This is a genomic window from Paenibacillus silviterrae (assembly GCF_030167925.1).
Taxonomy (GTDB): domain Bacteria; phylum Bacillota; class Bacilli; order Paenibacillales; family NBRC-103111; genus Paenibacillus_G; species Paenibacillus_G silviterrae.
The window spans coordinates 4679734-4698667 of record NZ_JASKUT010000001.1; the positions used below are offsets into that span (position 1 = coordinate 4679734).

18 protein-coding genes are annotated in these 18934 nt (G+C 55.5%); all 18 read left to right on the forward strand.

All coding sequences use genetic code 11. From position 1 onward, the window contains the following. The first annotated feature begins 19 nt into the window (after positions 1–19). The 18 genes from QMO62_RS21705 to QMO62_RS21790 all read left to right on the forward strand — a co-directional run bounded on the left by QMO62_RS21705 (position 20) and on the right by QMO62_RS21790 (position 18914). Positions 20–1552: a DUF4127 family protein gene (locus tag QMO62_RS21705; protein WP_284644210.1), complete on the forward strand. Its 1533-nt coding sequence runs from the start codon at positions 20–22 to the stop codon at positions 1550–1552. Further along, the gene (locus QMO62_RS21710) at positions 1549–2247 is read left to right on the forward strand and encodes an N-acetylmannosamine-6-phosphate 2-epimerase (RefSeq protein WP_284644212.1); all 699 of its coding nucleotides are present in this window, start codon (positions 1549–1551) and stop codon (positions 2245–2247) included. The genes QMO62_RS21705 and QMO62_RS21710 overlap by 4 nt, the downstream gene beginning before the upstream one ends. Positions 2248–2283: 36 nt before the next feature. Beyond that, the gene (locus QMO62_RS21715) at positions 2284–3030 is read left to right on the forward strand and encodes a Cof-type HAD-IIB family hydrolase (protein WP_284644214.1); all 747 of its coding nucleotides are present in this window, start codon (positions 2284–2286) and stop codon (positions 3028–3030) included. 132 nt (positions 3031–3162) lie between these two features. Further along, positions 3163–4182: an SGNH/GDSL hydrolase family protein gene (locus QMO62_RS21720; protein ID WP_284644216.1), complete on the forward strand. Its 1020-nt coding sequence runs from the start codon at positions 3163–3165 to the stop codon at positions 4180–4182. After that, complete coding sequence (locus tag QMO62_RS21725; protein WP_284644218.1) at positions 4175–5182, forward strand: ComEC/Rec2 family competence protein; 1008 nt, start codon at positions 4175–4177, stop codon at positions 5180–5182. Before QMO62_RS21720 ends, QMO62_RS21725 begins: the two co-directional genes overlap by 8 nt. A gap of 122 nt (positions 5183–5304) precedes the next feature. Then, positions 5305–6168 (forward strand): hypothetical protein, encoded by an 864-nt coding sequence (locus tag QMO62_RS21730; RefSeq protein WP_284644220.1) that lies wholly within the window; start codon positions 5305–5307, stop codon positions 6166–6168. A 29-nt stretch (positions 6169–6197) separates the two neighbouring features. Next, complete coding sequence (locus QMO62_RS21735) at positions 6198–6737, forward strand: HupE/UreJ family protein (RefSeq protein WP_284644222.1); 540 nt, start codon at positions 6198–6200, stop codon at positions 6735–6737. A gap of 109 nt (positions 6738–6846) precedes the next feature. Next, positions 6847–7827, forward strand: a complete 981-nt coding sequence (locus QMO62_RS21740) for a sugar-binding transcriptional regulator (RefSeq protein ID WP_284644223.1) — start codon at positions 6847–6849, stop codon at positions 7825–7827. Positions 7828–7845: 18 nt separating this feature from the next. Then, positions 7846–8619 carry an alpha/beta hydrolase gene (locus tag QMO62_RS21745; protein WP_284644225.1) on the forward strand — a complete coding sequence of 258 codons (774 nt, stop codon included), beginning with the start codon at positions 7846–7848 and terminating at the stop codon, positions 8617–8619. An 18-nt stretch (positions 8620–8637) separates the two neighbouring features. Further along, positions 8638–9147: a DinB family protein gene (locus QMO62_RS21750; protein WP_284644998.1), complete on the forward strand. Its 510-nt coding sequence runs from the start codon at positions 8638–8640 to the stop codon at positions 9145–9147. A 202-nt stretch (positions 9148–9349) separates the two neighbouring features. Next, a complete protein-coding gene (locus QMO62_RS21755) occupies positions 9350–10177 on the forward strand; it encodes a MurR/RpiR family transcriptional regulator (RefSeq protein ID WP_284644227.1) in 828 nt (275 codons plus the stop codon). A 14-nt stretch (positions 10178–10191) separates the two neighbouring features. Beyond that, positions 10192–11091, forward strand: a complete 900-nt coding sequence (locus tag QMO62_RS21760) for an ROK family protein (RefSeq protein WP_284644230.1) — start codon at positions 10192–10194, stop codon at positions 11089–11091. Between the two features lie 60 nt (positions 11092–11151). Then, on the forward strand, positions 11152–12732 hold the full coding sequence (locus QMO62_RS21765) for an FAD-dependent oxidoreductase (protein WP_284644232.1): 1581 nt from the start codon (positions 11152–11154) through the stop codon (positions 12730–12732). Positions 12733–13005: 273 nt separating this feature from the next. Beyond that, positions 13006–13563, forward strand: coding sequence for a YdcF family protein (locus QMO62_RS21770; RefSeq protein ID WP_284644234.1), 558 nt, complete (start codon positions 13006–13008; stop codon positions 13561–13563). 244 nt (positions 13564–13807) lie between these two features. Next, on the forward strand, positions 13808–15385 hold the full coding sequence (locus QMO62_RS21775; RefSeq protein WP_284644236.1) for a serine/threonine-protein kinase: 1578 nt from the start codon (positions 13808–13810) through the stop codon (positions 15383–15385). Further along, complete coding sequence (locus QMO62_RS21780; protein WP_284644238.1) at positions 15382–16080, forward strand: SAF domain-containing protein; 699 nt, start codon at positions 15382–15384, stop codon at positions 16078–16080. Before QMO62_RS21775 ends, QMO62_RS21780 begins: the two co-directional genes overlap by 4 nt. 93 nt (positions 16081–16173) lie before the next feature. After that, complete coding sequence (locus tag QMO62_RS21785) at positions 16174–17316, forward strand: P-loop NTPase family protein (protein WP_284644240.1); 1143 nt, start codon at positions 16174–16176, stop codon at positions 17314–17316. Continuing rightward, on the forward strand, positions 17313–18914 hold the full coding sequence (locus QMO62_RS21790; RefSeq protein WP_284644242.1) for an ATPase, T2SS/T4P/T4SS family: 1602 nt from the start codon (positions 17313–17315) through the stop codon (positions 18912–18914). Before QMO62_RS21785 ends, QMO62_RS21790 begins: the two co-directional genes overlap by 4 nt. Positions 18915–18934: the final 20 nt, after the last annotated feature.

Consider the following 18934-nt stretch of genomic DNA (forward strand, 5'->3'; position numbering starts at 1 on the left):
AGAGAGGGAGGAGTCCGTCATGCATAAGAAAATGATTTACGTACCGCTCGACGAACGTCCTTGCAATTATGAATTTCCGGCGCTCATGGCGCTGGGGACCGATGTCACCTTGGTCAGACCCGGTCTGGAGCTTCTCGGCAGGAAGAAGCAGCCGGGGGATGTGGATGGGCTTTGGAGCTGGCTTCTCCAGGAAGCCGCCGATGCGGATGGAGCGATTCTGTCGTTGGATATGCTGCTGTATGGGGGCATCATTCCCTCAAGGCTGCACATGGATTCCGTAGAGCGGGGGCTGGAGCTGCTGCAGGGACTTGGCCGCCTGAAGCAGATCAATCCGCGGTTGACGCTGTACGTCTCTCAGCTCATCATGCGCTGCCCGCGTTATTCCTCCAGTGACGAGGAGCCGGATTATTATGAGGATTGGGGCAGAGAAATTTTCCGTAAAGGGTACATCGGGCATCGTCAAGAGCTGGGTCTGGCAGCGGAGGAGGAGCTGGCCGAGCTGGCGGAGATTGAGCTTCGGCTGCCGGAGGAGTATCTGAATAATTACCTGACTCGCCGTGCCGTGAACGGAGAGCTGAACCGGAAGGCATTGGATTATGTAGCCGACGGGACCATCGACTTCATGATCATTCCGCAGGACGATTCCGCTCCATACGGCTGGACCGCCTTGGATCAACAGCGCGTGCGAGGCAGAATCGAAGAGCTCGGCGTAGAGCTGCAAGCCTATATGTATCCCGGTGCGGACGAGGCAGGTTGTACGCTGCTGGCCCGGATGCTGAACCGGCTCCACGGGAGAATACCTGCAGTGTATCCGCGGTTTTCCGGCACCAGGGGACCGTTGATCATTCCGTCCTACGAAGATAGGCTCTTCTATGAGAGCTTAAAATATCATATCCTTGCAGCAGGGGGCATGCTCGTGGAGTCGGCCCGGGAGGCTGACATCGTATTGCTGGTGAATACGCCGGGTGATACGATGAAGGAAGCGGTAACTCAGGCTGCGCCCGACGTCGGCTATCAGGTTATGCGCAATATCATTGAACTTGTCGAATACGGCGATTATGCACTGCGCATGCTGGGCAAGCCGGTCGCCGTAGCGGACATTGCTTATGCCAACGGTGCCGACCTGCAGCTGGTCAAGCTGCTCCGCAGCAAGGGCTTGCTCTTTCAGATGGCCGGCTACGCCGGCTGGAACACCAGCTCCAATACGCTCGGTACCGTGCTGGCTCAGGGCATGATTTTCTCGATCTTCGGGGATACGCAAGCCCACCGTGATTTTCTTGCCCTGCGCTACACGGAGGATGCTGGGTATTGCTCTTATGTGAGAAGGAAAGTTACGGATCAGGAGCTTCCGGCGCTAGGCATGAACTATTTTGCCGTTGATGGCCCTCGCGGGAAGGTGGCTGCGATAGTCCGGGGGGAGCTGAAGCGTTTTGCAGTTGATCACATGAACGACGATCAAGGCAAAGTAGTCATAGAGGACTGCTGGATGCCATGGAGCCGTATGTTTGAGGTCGGACTGCGGACACGTTTCGAAGGAGTGGAGCTTGTATGATCGATTCCTTTTTTGCATCCATTCGGGGCGGACTCATCGTTTCCTGTCAGGCGCTTGCAGATGAACCCCTGCACAGTCCCTTCATTATGGGCAGGATGGCGAAGGCTGCCGAGGAGGGAGGCGCCGTTGCCATCCGGGCGAATGGGGCCGACGATGTGCGGGCCATTAAGGAAGCGACGCCGCTGCCCGTCATAGGATTGGTAAAGCGGGATTATGCGGATAGCGATATCTACATTACGCCGACAACCAAAGAAGCGGATGAGCTGATCGAGGCAGGAGCCTCCATGATTGCCTTTGACGCTACCCGGCGTCCCAGACCCGAAGGGGAGACGCTGGAAGGGCTGGTCGCGTATATCCGTTCCAGGGGAATCCGCATGATGGCGGACATCTCTACCCTGGAGGAAGCGGTCTATGCCGCAGCGCTGGGTGTCGATTGTGTTTCCACGACTCTTTCCGGATATACGAGCTATTCAAGACAAGAGGAGGAGCCCGATTTTCCGCTGATTCTGGAGGCTTCCCGGATCTTATCCGTACCGGTGATCGGAGAAGGCCGCATATGGGAGCCTTCCCATGCCGTTCGGGCTCTGCAAGCAGGGGCATTCGCCGTCGTTGTCGGTTCCGCCATTACCCGGCCGCAGCTGATCACAAGCCGTTATGTAAGTGAAATTCGAAAGGCGGCAAACCGACGCACATAAGATGACTTCGGTTGCATGCCGGATAGGGGAGGGCATATGCGTTACAAGCTGGTAGCATTGGATATGGATGGAACGGTATTAAATGAACATAAGCAAATTTCCGAGCAGAATGCGGACGCGATTCGTCAAGCGGTGGATAATGGCGTCGTTGTCATGTTCTCCACCGGCAGAGGCATTCAGAACATTACCGCCTATGTGGAGCAGCTTGAACTGCAGGCTCCGATTGTAGCTGTGAACGGCGGAGAGGTATGGAAGGCGCCGGGCATGCTGCATTCGCGCAAAGCACTGCAGCCGGATGTCGTCAAATCCTTGTACGAGAAGGCCGTTCAGGAGGATGCCTGGTATTGGGCTTATACGCCGGACGGACTAATGACAAAGGATACATGGCGGGAGCTGCCGTGGGAAGAGCAGCAATGGCTCAAGTTCGGCTTCTACTCCAAGGAGGAGCAGAAGCTCCGCGGCATTCAGTCTTGGATCGAGGCCATGGGAGAGCTCGAGGTGACGAATTCCCACCCGACCAACCTTGAGCTGAATCCGAAAGGCGTCAGTAAGGCAAGCGGCTTGTCGGAGGTGTGTGCTTTGCTGGGCATACAGATGTCGGAAGTCGTAGCCGTGGGGGACAGCATGAACGATTATGCTATGATCCGAGCGGCCGGTCTTGGCGTCGCCATGGGAAATGCCCAGGAGGAGCTGAAGCGGATAGCAAGCCGCGTCACCTCAAGCAATGTGGAGCACGGTGTGGCGGAAGTGCTGCATTACGTGCTGGCGTGCAACAAAGAATAGTCCGGTCTTATTTCTTTTATGGCTTGACAATCAAGCGATATTGGCGCCATTCTAGTAGAATGGCGCTTCTTACTTATTTACCTAAGGAACATTGATGAAATCAAACTCAAAAGCAGAGGGGCATAAGACATCATGAAGGCGATTCCAATAAGCAATGAGCTTTTTCAGGGGGCCGTTTCCCTGCAAATTACGGAGCAATGGGTCAAGCCATGGCGTATTCCCTACGAGGATGCCGAATTGTTTCACCCGAAGGCAATCAACGGAAAAGCGGAAATCCCGGCAGGAGTCCGAATTCGCTTACAAACGAATACAAGCCAATTGCGGGTTGAATTCGAACGGGAGGCTTACGAGCTAGAGGTGGATTGTCTGATCGACGGGAAACTCGTGCAAACCGGCAAATTGGAAGCGGATACGTATACTCCGTTCCTTGTGTTTGAGCTGAATCAGCCGGGGGACAAGCTGGTGGAGCTTTATTTATCCCAGAAGCAGCCCGTTCGCATTCGGGGCGTGTGGATTGATGAGGATGCCGAATACACAATCCCGGAGGATTATAGACCGAGATGGGTGGCTTACGGCAGCTCCATTACCCAATGTGTCGAGGCGGAGAGTCCCTCGCAGACCTGGCCGGCCTTAGCATCGGCAAAGCTGGGACTGCAGCTGACCTGCTTAGGTTTTGCGGCAAACTGCCATATGGAGCCGATGGTGTCCCGCATGATTCGGGACCTGCCCGCCGACTTTGTGTCTGTTTGCGTGGGCGTCAACATTATGGGCGGCTCCTCCTTATCGGAACGAACCTTTGCTCCGGCTTTAATCGGCTTTCTGCAAACGATTCGCGAGAAGCATCCGCACACGCCGCTGGCGGTTATTTCCCCAATCTATGCCAAGGAACGGGAGACGACGGACAATAAGGTGGGCCTGCAGCTTGTCAAAATAAGAGAGATCATCGAAGCCGCCGTCTCCATGCTCCAAACGAGAGGCGACCGCCACCTCTACTACCTTAACGGGCTAACGTTGTTTGGAGAAGAGTATGCAGACTATTTCCCTGATCTGCTTCATCCGAATGCGGAAGGCTACCGCATCATGGCGGGCCGCTTCGCTGACTGGGCCCAACAGACCGTGCCTCTTCTCAGAGGAGGCATACGCAATGACTAACCGATTCTTGCAGCACGGTATGAAAATAAGCGGTGCCCTGGTCATCTCTGGGCTGCTGATTACCGCGGCCTGCACACAGGTGAACCCTGAGCCTCAGCAGGCTGCGGCGCCGGTGGCTCCGGCCGGAGAGTCCGGCAAGGAGCAAGCGCCTTTGCGGACGAAAGAGGTGTTCGATCAGGCGAAATATAAGGACCGGCTGACCATTCGTTATTTTCACATGCCCAATAAGGAAGTGGCCACGGGGGACTCCATCCTCATCATCACACCGGACGGCAAAACGATGCTGATCGATGCGGGCATCCCGGAGGCGGGCTCCCAGATTGTTCAGTACCTGGATCAGCTCGGTATCCAAACGCTGGATATCGCCTTCAATACGCATCCGCATTCGGATCATATCGGCGGGTATGCTTCCATTCTGGCGAAGAAGGAGGCCAAAGCCTTCTATTCCGAGAATCTGCCTTACACAAGCTCAAGCGCGTATCGAAACGCAATGGCTCAAGTAGAGAAGAAGCAGATTCCGCATCGCACGCTGGAGGAAGGGGATACGTTCGAGCTTGGAGAGCACGTGAAGTTTGAGGTTTTCAGCCCTGCCAAAGGCACCCTGCCTGACGCGGTGAAAACATTCGATACGAGCGTGTTGAACGCGAATTCTCTGGTCATCAAGATGACCTATAAAAACAGCAGCTTCCTGTTCCCGGCGGATATTTATAAGGATAAGGAGCTGGAACTGGTAGAGCTAAAAGGGAAATCCTTGGACTCCGATATGGTGCACGCACCGCATCATGGAAATGCCACCTCCTCCTCTCCGTCCTTCGTCGAAACCGTTTCGCCGCAGGTGGCCGTACTGAGCTCCAATATTTTTAACAATTTACAGATTCTTCAGCGCTATGAACGGAATAACGCCAAGGTATATTCTACCGGTCTTCACGGGAACATTCTGATCGCTTCGGACGGTTCCAAGCTGGATGTGGTTACGGAGAAGGATTGGAGCCTGAAGTGATACGGGCAGTTCTCCTTTTTCTGGCTGTCGTTGCCTTATGGACATCTCTGGGCACGGAGAGGGTACAGGCACATAATCTGAACAACGGATACTCTTATGTGCGGTTGTCAGGGGGAAAAACGGTGGACTACGAGGTGCAGCTGCCGTTTCCCGTCATGAACGTGTATGACAGCAACGCGGATAACGTCATTTCCGAGGAGGAGCTGCAGCGGCAGCATGACCCGATCACCGAGTATGCTCAAAACCGGCTGACGCTGTATAACAATGAGCAGAGAATGGAACCGCAGCTTCTTTCCCTCCGAACGATCGTTCAAGAGCAGACGGAAGACCGGATGGTACAGATCAGGCTAAGATACACGTCGGATATGCAGCTTGGAAGCGTGACGATTCGGTATGAACTGATTTTTGACCGGGACGAGGCTCATCAAAACTATATTCAGCTGTACAACGCGCAGGATGAGCTTCTTGAGCATTGGGTCGTGCAAAAGGGGGCAAGCACCGTAAGGTATGCGCCCGATAGCCGGTTTCGTTTCGACGCGAAGCTTATGGGGAAGTACGTGCTGTCCGGTGTCCAGGGAATGCTGTTTCAGCCCTTCTGCTGGCTGCTTCTGTTGTACCTGGCATGGACCGTCAAGCGCCAGAAGCAAATGGCCGCAGCCTTGGCCTACGCATCCCTGTACAGCTTGATCGGCTGGCTGGCCGCAGACCGGCTGAAGCTCACATGGCTCTTTCCGCTGCTGCTCGCCCTGTTTGTGTGCTTGCTGTTGTACAGCCTGCTTCGAAAGAGGCTTATATCCCCATCAGTGTGCGCCGCTTTTTTCGGACTCGCTTGGGGAGCGGGCTCGCTCCAACGGGTCGCCGATTTGCAGCTGAACAGCCAATTCCAGCTGATTTCACTGTTCCTTTACTATAGCGGCGTCCTTCTCGCGTGGCTGGGGTTGATGTATGTCGTCCATGTCGTTGTCACAACCATGAGGAAGGGTTGAATTCATTGGATTTACTAACGGTAATTTTTATGTATATCAATCTTGGGCTGGAGCACATCGTCACCGGATACGATCATCTGTTATTTTTATTCGCCCTAATCCTTATCGCCGAGCGGTTCGGGACCATGCTCAAGATTATTACTGCGTTTACGATTGCCCACAGCCTTACGCTTTGCCTGGCTGTGTTAGGTCTGCTGCCGGTATATCCGCAGTGGGTCGAAGCGGGGATTGCCCTAACCATTTGTTACGTAGCCGTGGAGAACTTCTTCCTTACTTCATTTAAATGGCGCTGGCTGCTGACCTTTCTCTTCGGATTGATCCATGGACTCGGCTTTGCCAATTCCATTCGCGAAATCGGCTTTCATCAGAGCTACATGGTGACCTCGCTCATTTCTTTTAACGTAGGAATTGAGCTCGGGCAGCTGGCGATTGTCGCAATCCTTCTTCCCATGCTGGTTAAATTCCGCAGGCAGTCCACAGGATATTCCTGGTTCTTTCGCGGCGCATCGGCATGTATTTTTCTCGTAGGATTGTATTGGGTCATTGAACGGATTGCAGGGATGCTCTAACGGTCCATGATACCGGGTAACGGTGTGTCAAAGGAATGATTGCTTGAAACCGTCCCCAATTGGTAAAATGGGCATAAGATAAGTGATATTCTCGCTAAGTGGGGTTACTATGAGCAAATTGGCCAACAACGAGCAGCTGTCTAAGGACAGCTTTCTCGAGCGTATTGCCCGCATGTACTACGTGCTCAATATGAACCAGCAGGAAATCTCGGAGCAGCTTGGCATCGGACGCTCTTCGGTCGCCCGCTTTTTGAATGAAGCTCGGGAGCGCGGCATCGTTCAGTTCCATATCCGTTCGGATATCGAAAGCGCCAGAGCTTCCGCTCTCGAGAGGCAGCTGGACAAGATGTACGGCCTCAAGGACTGCGTCGTGTTTCGCAATGAGGAGGCGGCAGGGTCGTTCGAGGCTTTAACGAGCAGGTATTTAAACTCCGTTTTGCCGACGCAGGGAGCGATTGGACTCGGATGGGGCAGAACGCTATATTCCATCGGCACGCAGATGCAGCAGTGCGATGCAAGACCGGGGCTTCGCATCGTACAGCTTTCCGGAGGCTCCGGTGCCAAGGAGGACCTTGTGCCCGCAGCCTCCGTCATCCAGGTATGGGCGCAGTCGCTTCGGGGAAAGCCGCTGCTGTTTCCGGCCCCTGCTGTGGCGATTACCCAGGAGAGCAAGAACGGCTTCTTAGCTGACCCGAGCATCCAAGAAATGATGAAGGAGATTCGGGAGGTCAGTGCCGCCGTGGTAGGTATCGGGCATGTGGGAGAGGACTCCACCATCATCCGCTCGGCTCTGGTTCCCGGTCTGGACAGCAAGATACTTAGCGAATCCGGGGTTGGCGATGTGATTTTTCATTTTTATAATGAGGAAGGACAGTTCTCCAACCAGCAGCTGAGCGATCGGGTGGTCGGAGCTTCGCCGGAGGATTATTTGCGGATTGAGCTAAGAATCGGAGTTGCTTATGGAAGCGGTAAGATCAAGGCGATCCAAGGGGCGTTGACCGGGCGTCTTATCCATGTGCTGATTACCGATGAGGACACGGCTGCGGCAATTTTGGGCGAGGGTCACGAGAAGCCTCAAGCGGGTACATAACGGGAGGAATGAATAGCCATGGCTTTTATTGAATGTCACTATTTCTCGGAAACCTTAGGGATGTCCACCTCGATGAATGTGATCCTGCCCCAAACCACCAAGGGACAGATCGGGCTGGAAGGAAAAAGCTCCGGCTCCACACATCCGGTGCTGTTCCTGCTGCACGGCCTTTCGGACGATCATACGATATGGATGCGCCGCACCTCGATCGAGCGCTACGCTTCCGCCTACGGGCTGGCCGTAGTGATGCCGAACGTGCATCGGAGCTTTTACACGAACATGGAGCAGGGCTACCGGTATTGGGATTTTGTCAGCCGGGAGCTGCCTCAGGTGGCAAGATCCTTTTTCCCTTTGGCTCATGAGAGAGAGCGGACCTTCGTAGCCGGTTTGTCCATGGGGGGCTATGGAGCCTTCAAGCTGGGCTTGACCCATCCCGAGCAGTACGGGGCGGCGGCCAGCCTTTCCGGGGCAATGGACGTACAGGCCCTTGCGAATAATAGGGATCCTGTGGAATTCAGCCGCATCTTCGGTGATTTGGAGCGGATTCCAGGTTCGAATAATGACCTTTTCACGCTGGCGGATCGTCTGAAGACCTCCGGTACGACACAGCCGCGCTTGTTTCAATGCTGCGGTACGGAGGACTTTCTGTATGAGGATAATATCCGGTTTCGCGATCACTGCCTTGGTCTGGGACTGCAGCTGGAATATGAAGAGGAACCGGGCACGCATGAGTGGGGCTATTGGGATGTCAAAATTCAGCGCGTTCTTGCTTGGCTGTTCGAGCAGAATTAGGGGGCGATTAGTTTGAGGATGAGACCGGAAGCGGGACAATATGCGGCACATTTTGAGGGTTACGTCGCATCGGTGCCGGAGGGGGATTTGCTTCAGCTGCTGAGAGAGCAGGCTGCGGCGACACAAGCTGCATTGGAGCTTGTAACCGAAGAACAGGGCGCCTATCGCTATGCGCCGGGCAAATGGAGCTTAAAGGAGGTGCTGGGCCACCTCGCCGATACGGAGCGAGTGATGAGCTATCGGCTGCTGCGCGCGTCCCGGGGGGATGAAACCCCGCTGGCCGGCTTCAGCGAGGAGCTGTTTGTGCAAGGTGCGTCCTTCGACCGGCTGTCCGTGAAGCAGCTGCAGCAGGAGCTGTCGGCCGTGCGCACGGCAACGTTAAGCTTGCTGTCGGGTTTGCCTGAAGAGGCATGGAGCCGCACTTCGCCGGTGAACGGTCACGCTGCCTCGGCGCTTGCTTTGGCGTGTATTATTCTCGGGCACGAGAAGCATCATTTGAAGGTGATCCAAGAGCGATATCTTAGCTAATAGGAAGGAAGTCGTTGTCTGCGGGTTGTATAGCAGGCAGCGGCTTATTTTTTTTGTTGGCAAGAAAGTAATTACCGCCAAAAAATAAAAATGTGGAGAATAATTCCGTCCTATGGTACAATACACCTAACCAGATCGGTCAGGTCGGCAGCATGCATTTCTGACCGTGAAGCTTAGAGGAGTAGAAAGTCGGGGACTCATTATGGACATGAAAGCGCGAATTCATAGCTACTATCCGTCATTATCAAAATCGGAGCAGAAGGTTGCCGACACCGTATTGGAACAGTACAGCGAGATCATTTACCACTCCGTTACGGAGCTGGCTGAGCAGGCGAATGTCGGGGAAACGACGATCATGCGCTTTTGCCGCAAAATTGGGTTTAAAGGCTATCAGGACTTTAAGCTGGCGTTGGCGCAGGACGGGGGACTGAAGAGGCTGGACAGCTCTATGAGCGGGGGGCCTGAGGATTATGTACAGACGCTGTATAAAAGTGCCGTACAAGTGCTGGAAACCTCCCTGCGGATGGTGGAACGGGATAAGCTGGAGCAAGCGGTAGACATGATAGATAAGGCAAGGCATGTTCACTTTTTTGGTGTCGGCGCTTCAGCCATCACTTGTCAGGACGCCAAGAACAGGCTGCTCCGGATCGGCAGACGCTCGGAGGCTGTCTTCGATAGCCATACGCAGGCGATGATTGCCGTTTCCATGGGCGAAGGCGATGTAGCTATCGGCTTTAGCGTATCCGGAAGCACGCTGGACACGAACCATATGCTGGCCAAGGCGAAGCAAGCAGGCGCCAAAGTCATTGCCATCACCCATTACGCCAAATCGCCGATTACGGGCATTGCAGACATTGTCCTGCTGACCGCGGGGAAGGAATCCCCTTTGGAGGGCGGCTCGATTACAGCGAAAATATCGCAGCTATTCGTGCTGGATTTGATCTGCTTGGGACTGGCCGGCAGAGACGAGGCACAAGCCAAGCTAATGAGGGAAAAGACGGCTCATTCCGTCGTCGACCGAATTTATTAGGAGGCCGTAAAGCTATGCATCTTCTCGGAATTGATATCGGAGGCACCTCCGTTAAGGGCATCGTATGTAATGAATCGGGAGCGATCTGCCTAGAGGCAAGGAACCCTACCGATATATCCGCCGGTCGCGATGCCATTCTTGGAAGTGTGCATAAAACCGTATCGGAGCTGCTGTCAGCTTATCCTGACGCGGTATCGATCGGCATCGGGACGGCAGGGCGAGTGAATACCGACACGGGCGAAGTGGTGTATGCCACCTCGAATTTGCCGGGCTGGCAGGGAACGAATCTGTCGGACTGGGGCATGGCGGAATTCGGCCTCCCTGTACAAGCAGACAATGATGCCAATGCGGCCTTGCTGGGCGAAGCTTGGGTGGGGGCGGCACGCGGAGTGAGTGATGCGGTCATGCTGACGCTGGGGACCGGCGTCGGAGGCGCGCTCATGACGGGAGGCAAGCTGGTTCGCGGGGCCCACTGGAACGGAGGCGAGTGGGGCCATGTAGTCCTGGTCCCTGACGGGATCGCTTGCAACTGCGGGCGACGCGGGTGCATAGAGCAGTACTTATCCGGCACGGCTCTCGTTCGTCACGCATCTGAGCATGGCGGGGGGCGTTACCTTCATGGAGAGGAAGTATTCAAGGCAGCCGCCAATGGGGACCCGGGAGGCTCCAGGGCGTTAAGGGATTATATCAGCCTGCTTACCGTGGTGATCGATAATATGATGGTAAGCATAGATCCTCAGGTGATCATACTTGGGGGAGGCGTGGCGGATGCTAAGGAGCTGTGGTGGCCGGCGCTGCAGGAATCGCTGCAAGGTGCAGGCTCCTGTGCGGTAGTCCGGCCTGCGGAGCTTGGTAATCTGGCCGGTTCGATCGGCGCGGCCAAGCTGGCCTTGGATACGCTTGTGCTGCGTTAGGCGAAATCACTTGGAAATAGGAAAGCTTTCACAGATGGGGCGAACAAGGAGGGGATAGCGATGAGCCTACAACGGCATGCGGATATCATTGTGATCGGCGGGGGAATCGGGGGCTGCCTTGCAGCCCTCGCTGCGGCGAAATGCGGCTATCAAGTTCTTTTGACCGAAGAAACCGATTGGCTCGGAGGACAGCTGACCAGCCAGGCCGTACCTCCCGACGAGCATCCATGGATTGAATCGTTCGGCTGTACAAAGACATACCGTGAATTTCGCAGCCGTGTAAGGCAGTATTACCGGAACAACTACCCGTTGAACGAACAGGCGGCACGAAATGAGCAGCTCAATCCGGGGAACGGCTGGGTAAGCCGGATTTCGCATGAGCCCAAGGTGGCCCTGCGCGTCCTCGAGGATATGCTCGCTCCGTATGTGAACGGAGGCCGGATCACTGTGCTTTACGAGGTTTGTCCTGTTGCTGCGGTTACCGAGTCGGATCAAGTGCGTTCCGTTACCCTGGAGCATAGGCGTACGGGGCAGCGGTATGAATTAAGCGGGCCGATGTTTCTGGATGCCACCGAATGCGGAGATCTGCTACCGCTGGCGGGAATAGAACACGTTACAGGGGCCGAGTCCCGGAATGAAACCGGAGAGCCCCATGCGCTGGATGCGGCTGACCCGTTGGATATGCAGTCCATCACCCACGTGTTTGCATTGGACTACGTAGAGGGAAGCGATTATACGATAGAGAAGCCGGAGATGTACGATTACTGGAAGCAGTATGTCCCGAGCTTCTCACGCTTTCCGATCTTAAGCTGGCAGGCGATGGACCCGCATCATCCAAACCGGACGAAGGAATACACGTTGTTTCCGAATGACCGAGGGATCGTATCCCTATGGGATTACCGGCGCATTTTCGATCCGTCCCTCTTAAAGGAGCCGAAGCTTTACAGCGGCGAAATTACTTTGATCAACTGGCCGCAAAACGATTACTACCTGGGACCTATCCTCGGGGTATCGGAAGAGGAAAGGCAGCGGCAGCTGTACGGTGCCCGCCAGCTCAGCCTCTCCCTCGTCTATTGGCTTCAGACGGAGGCACCCCGATTGGACGGCGGTCAGGGCTATCCGGGCATCCGCCTTCGCGGGGACGTTCTGGGCACCGAGGACGGGCTCGCCAAGGCTCCCTACATACGCGAATCGCGTAGGATCAAGGCGGTATACACCGTAACGGAAAACGAGGTAAGCAAGGAGGTGCGCGGCGAAGCAGGAATTAAGGTGTACTGTGACAGCGTCGGTGTCGGCAGCTATCATCTCGATCTGCATCCGACCACCATCACACAGCGCCACTTCTACGTCCCTAGCTACCCTTACGAGATCCCGCTTGGCGCCTTGCTGCCTGTCCGTGTCACCAACGTTCTGCCGGCATGCAAAAACATTGGCACGACGCAAATATCCAACGGCTGCTACCGTCTTCACCCGACCGAATGGAATATCGGCGAATCGGCGGGATACCTCGCTGCATATGCGTTAAAGCACGGAATTATCCCTCGCGAGGTTCATGAGAACGAGGCTCATCTTCAGTCGTTTCAGGCACTGTTGGTATCCGAAGGAATTGAGCTGCACTGGCCGGAGGATTTGACGGTTTGAACAAAAGACATACCTGGGCAGGTATTTAACGCCTGATGGTATGTCTTTTTTCATAGGATAGACCGGCAGGGGGCTCGCAGTACGTTGGACGCTTATCCCTTTTGCTCAGAACAGGCGGAAGGATGGGCGCGCATTAGGGCAAACGATGTAGAGGGTGGACCCTTTCCACTTCCCGTAAAGTATCATAAGAGCATCAGCCTTCCATCATGGTTAACCCGGGTTCAGAGGAATATAGTTACTGAAGATACCCATTATCGGTAAAGGAGGCACCTGATGCTGTATCCTTTTGACTGCATTACCCAATTGATTTTTGTAGAGACCGATCTGGAGGAAGCGGATGTGATTTTGGTGCCGGGCGGAAGTCATCCGCAGCTGATGGAGAATGCAGCCGCCCTCTACCATAAGGGATTGGCTCCGTTAATTTTGCCCTCCGGCGGTTCTACCAAACACGTCGCTTCGACGGAGTGGGAATTTCTTCGGGATATCGCACTATCGTTAGACGTACCGGAGAAAGCCATTTTGAAGGAAGACCAAGCCCGAAATACGTTTGAGAACGCGCGCCTTTCGTGGCAGGTATTGCAGGAGGCCGGGATCCGTCCAAGAAAGATAATCCTCGCCTGTAAAGCGGGGCATTCCAGAAGGGCGTTGCTTACGTATCAAACCGTTTTTCCCAAGGAAACCGAATTTTTCGTCGCTCCTGTAACGGATAAAACAGGGATTACCAAGGATAATTGGTTTCGGACGGAGGAGGGGATTCGACGAGTTATGACCGAGGTTGAGAAAATAGGGAAATATTTTGGCCATCATATTCCGAACTGGGTAAACCAATAAAATACCTGTTGACTCAATTGGTAATAATATGATATTTTTATATCAAATTCCATGACACGTGCGGAAGAACCGCCCTAACTCATAGCGAGAGCTATGCCGTTGGGGCGTTTTTTTATGCTCGGTTAAGGTCACAGGGGGGTAAAAGTTGCAAGGATAACCGCTTTGATCTTGGGAAAAAAGAGGGGGCCGGAAGCATTTTAAATAGGTAAGCCATATGCAAATGAGTTCAAGGGGGAGCTGATGCTTGGATACTGCACAGGGTCAATTGACGCCCGGATGTACGCTGGCAGGAAGATATCGAATTATCAAGGAGCTTGGTCATGGCGGTATGAGCCGGGTTCTGCTGGCTGAGGATGACAAGCTCCACGGCAAGCGTTGGGCAGTGAAAGAGACGTATGTTGGAAAAGGGGGTGCGTCGGAGGCGGTTAGCTGGCGGAGGGTCTTGCTCGCCGAAGCAGAGCTGATGAGCACGTTACATCATCCGAATTTGCCGGATATTGTGGATTATTATCCTCCCGATAGCCATGGCTATTTTTATGTCGTGATGGATTACATCGAAGGAGAGACGCTGCAGCGGCGGTTCGAGCGCCAGGGATACCGAATGACGGTTGATCAGGTGTTCGGAATCGCATTGCAGCTGTGTGATTTGCTGGATTACTTGCACTCGCTTCAGCCGGAGCCGATTATTTACCGCGATTTGAAGCCGGATAATTTGATGCTGGATGTTGGGGATCGGGTCAGGCTGGTTGATTTCGGCATTGCCCGCCGTCACAAGGCAGGGCAGGGAGCCGATACGGTAGCGATAGGAACGCCGGGCTTTGCGGCGCCGGAGCAGCTCGAAGGGCGGCAGAGCGATCCTCGCACCGATTTGTATGGACTCGGTGCGCTGATGTTTTACCTGCTGAGCGGGGGACAGTTGTATTCCCCCGCTCAGCGGGAGTCGCTGCGCCGGCTGCCCGGCGAGCTGGGGCCTGTGGTGGCGCGGCTGCTGCGCGCGAACCCGGCCGAGCGCTGGCCGAGCGCACGCGCGGTCGGCGCAGCGCTGCGCGGCGCTTCGTCAGCGCCGCGGGGGAGTACGGCGGCTGGGCATGCCGCCGCCGCAAAGGGCCCTGCGCCGCTGATCGTGGCGGTAGGCGCCCTGTACCCGGGCGCCGGGGCCACCTTCACGGCGTTGGCGCTCGCGCGGCTGCTGCACGATCACGGTGTGAATCACACCGTGATCGAGCTGCCCTCGCCGCGCAGCGAGCTGTTCGCCCTGCTGGAGGGCGAACGCAAGGCCCCCGCCGGCTTCGCAGACGCCGGCGACCCCTTGGCCGTCCCCTGGGAGGACGGCCATACCCGCTGGCTGCCTGGGCGGGCAGCCGAGATTTTGCCGTGGCGCGAGCTGGCCACGGCGCTCCAGCGGCCGATGCTCGTCGTCGACATCGGCGCCGATTGGGAGCAGCCTGCGGCGCAGCGGCTGCTGGAGGTCGCAACGGATCTGGTGTACACCGCCGATCCGTTGATCTATAAGCTGGAGCAGCCGTCCGCCCGGCGGAACGTCCGGCTGCTCCAGCAGCACGAGCGCGCGGGCAAGCGCGTCCACGGCGCCGCCGTCAAATCCGTCCGCATGGCCGGACGGGATGATTGGCTGCGCCTGCTGCCGCATCCGCCCGCGGTAGAGCTGCCGGCCATCGATATGGCCGCCATGGCCGCCTCTGCGTGGAAGGGAACGCTCATCCACGATGAGCCTTCCGTCCGCAGGCAGCTGCAGACCGCCTTGCGGCCGTGGCTTCGCCGATGGCTCGCCGACTACGCAAGAACAGGAGAACGTACGCGATGAATCGGTTTCGTATCATCGGTTATTATTTGCTGATCGCCGGACTTTGTTTAAGCGGACCGGCGCTATTAATCGCTTGGACTTGGTGGGTTGAACCGAACTGGGGCACCGTGGAGGTGGTGAGGGCGGTAAAAAATGTTGAGCGCGGGGAGAGGCTGACCGGGCAGCAGCTCCGTCTCGATAAGGTACGTAAGGGTGCGCTGGTCCAAGGGGCTGTGACCAAGCTGACGGATGCCGTTGATCAGGAAGTGACGCGGTCAATTCGCATAGGAGAGCAGCTGACCCCGGATATGCTGAATACGAAGCATCTGCTGCCGGGCAAGGACGAGTGGAATATGTCTCTGCCCACGGAGTGGATTTTCGGGAAGCCGCCGGGCAGCCTGCTGCGCGGGGATCGAATTTCCCTTCTCCTCATAAGCAAAGAGGAGGCCAAACGCCTCGACGAGCGGGCAAGCGAGTCGATCTCGCGGGAACAGCTTGATGCGCTGCAAATTCCGTATGAGGAGGAGCGCAAGCTTCAGCATATCGTGGTGAGCTACGCTAAGGGCACCAACAATCAAGAAATCGCCGGCAGCGAGGATCGCAAGAAGCCTACGGGCGCCGTAGCCACCGTAGAGCTCATCGTATCGGAGGAGCAGAAGGAGCTCATTCGTCGTTACGGCATGAAGGGGTACCGTTTTCTTATTGTTTACCGGTAGTCGAAGAAAGGAGGAACAACTCTGAATCTGTGGATTTACTCCAAAGACGATCATTTCGTTGAACTGTGTAAGAAGGAGAAGTATTTTCATACCGTGCGCCGTTGTTCTGACGAGGAGGATTTCTCAACCAGCGGACCGCAGACGGTACCGGGGATCATCGCCGTAAGCGATCGGCATTGGGACCTTTCATTTGTGCTGTCACTGCGTTCTAAGTACGCGGGCTCCCATTGCTTTTACCTGCTTTCGAACCAAGGGGAGGCGGCACATTTTCAGCAAATGCAGCGTGTTTGCTCAGAGCATGGAATTCACTGCATTCTTCCGTATCGAACAGCGTCACAAATCATAGATGACATCGTTCGTTACTCATCCGATCCGCCGCCTCCCCCTGCAAGAAGTCAGGTCGTGGCTATTCTGGGAGCGCTCCCCCAAAGCGGTGTGACGACAAGTGTGCTTCACTTGGCTGCGCGGCTGGCGGAGCTGGCTGACATCCGAATCGGCATTCTCGGTATGAACGGGTGGAACCCGGGCGATGCCGGTATTCCCTATACGGCAAAGTATTTGGATGAGCTGTGGGGAGCCGTACATAGCAAACAGCTGACAGCCGCCGAGCTGCCGTCCAAAATGCAGCAGGTCGCCCCGAAGGTACATTACTTGGCGGGCAGCCGGGACCTGAAGCGCCTGTATTACTATCAGCCTGAAGGCGCAGCTTGGCTTATCGAATGTGCTTGTAAGAGCTTCGATCTTTTGCTGCTGGATGCCGGCAGCTACCCGGATCATGCCTTGGCCGCTCAAAGCATTCACGCCTGCGACCGATTGCTGGTTCAGCTCGGGCAATCGGTACAAGCCAAAGCCCAGTGGCTCCGAACAAGAGAGCAGCTGATGAACCCGGTATTTGCGTTTCCGGAATCCAAACTGCTGCTGTGGTTCAACCGGATGCACCGGACGGCTGAGGATCTTGAGAATGAGAGACAGCTGTCGGAGCAGCTGCGCTTGCCTTACATAGGTGCACTGCCCTATGATCCGAGCTTTCTTCGTATGGAGGCTGACCGGCGTTTATTACGAATGTCCTTATCGACAGACTATCAAGTCGAGCTGGATAAAGTATGCCGATGGTTGATCGACCTCTACAAGCTGCCGGCGCGACCTTTACTCCCCTCGGCAATTCAGAATAACACAGTACGCTGGTCATGGCTTCGGCGGTGGCGTACGGCAAACGCCGGAGGGATAGGGAGATGAAAGGGGAGGAGCGCTTTGCCATCGGCCGGTTCGATCCAGTCGCACACCCCCGGCCTCAGACCATTCCAATGCACGATCAGAGACTATCGTTTGCCGATGTATGCAAGCAGTATCAAGACGAGATCAGCTCAGAGTTTGCGAAACGGGTGCTTGCCGATGATCTGACACAGCGTACGGCATCAACCGGCAGCCCCAAGACGGAAGCAGATGAATTTGTTGAATTGGAAAATCGAGCGATGCTCGGTGTTCCCGAGACCGTAACTGCGATTATGGAGCAAATCCAGACGTTTGTGGATCGCCATCGCTATCATCATATACCGCTGCCCGAGTATTACGTGGATTTACACTTGTTCGCCCGGAAGGAGCAGCGCCGCTACGACAATGCTACCCATGCCATTTTCCATGAGGTATACGGGTTTAAAGCACTGGCCTGCTGGATGAAGTATCCGGACAGCTATGCGGCGCAAATTATCGGCACTTCCATCTGGATTCATCATGGGGGGGCCCATAGACGAATGCCATTCCGGTTCCAATCGACGCGCGAGGTGGACAAGATTATCCGCACCCTCACCCGGCAAAAGGACAACGCCATCGTCAACCTTTATCATACGACCCTAGAGGTGGATCTTTATACGGGGGAGCGGGTGACGCTTACCGTCAAGCCCGATGTGAAGCATGATGTCATTACCCTCCGGCGTTTTCTGATACATCGAGTGACCGTTGCCGACCTGGCAGACCCGGATCGCGGCACCATTCCGCCGGAGGCGGTTCCCATCCTGCAGGGCTTATCTAAGACTCACTGTAACAAGCTGATAGTCGGTCCGCCCGGAACGGGTAAATCAACTACCCTCAAGGCCCTGCTTGCCGAAAGGGCTGAACATTACACCGGCGCGATTATCGAGAAGCACTACGAGCTGGCGGCCAGCCGGGATTTTCCGGAAAAAAAGCTGATAGAACGGGTTACGCACGAGCACACCTTTCACCATGCCATGGACCAGATTCTTCGATTTGATGTGGACTATGCCATCATAGGCGAGGTTCGAAGGGTGGAAGCGGAGGGAGCCATGTTAGCCTGCGAAAGGCTCATGAAGGGCTTCGGAAGCACCTTTCACACCTGGAAGCCCGAGACGATCCCCTCTCAATTCGCCCGCTTGCTTTGCAGTTTAAACCCTGGTGCACGGTTCGAGGAGGAGGAGAAGCGGGTAGCCGATAACATTGATATTGTCATTGTGCAATCACAGGACACCTCTCGCAAGAAAAAAAGGATTCAAAGCATCATGGAGCTTAGGTTTGACCGTTATACAGGGGAGATCAGCACGAGAGAGCTCATGCGCTGGGACCGCAGCACGGATACCTGGCAGTATCGCTTGGATTTAAGCGAACGGCTGATCACGGAAATGCGGGAGATAGAGCCCTATTGGGCGCATATCGTCGTTACTACTCTGCAGTCCCTGCAGGCGACGCATCCGATACCTCCGGAGGAAGGGGTAGTGGTTTACAACCCGGCAGCGGCGAATCCGTTATTCCGTATCCAGGCGCAGCTGGAGCAGCTTCATCGAGCACTTGCATACCGAACCGGCAGTATCCTTAGAGAATGAAGGGCTGATGCCGCATGATC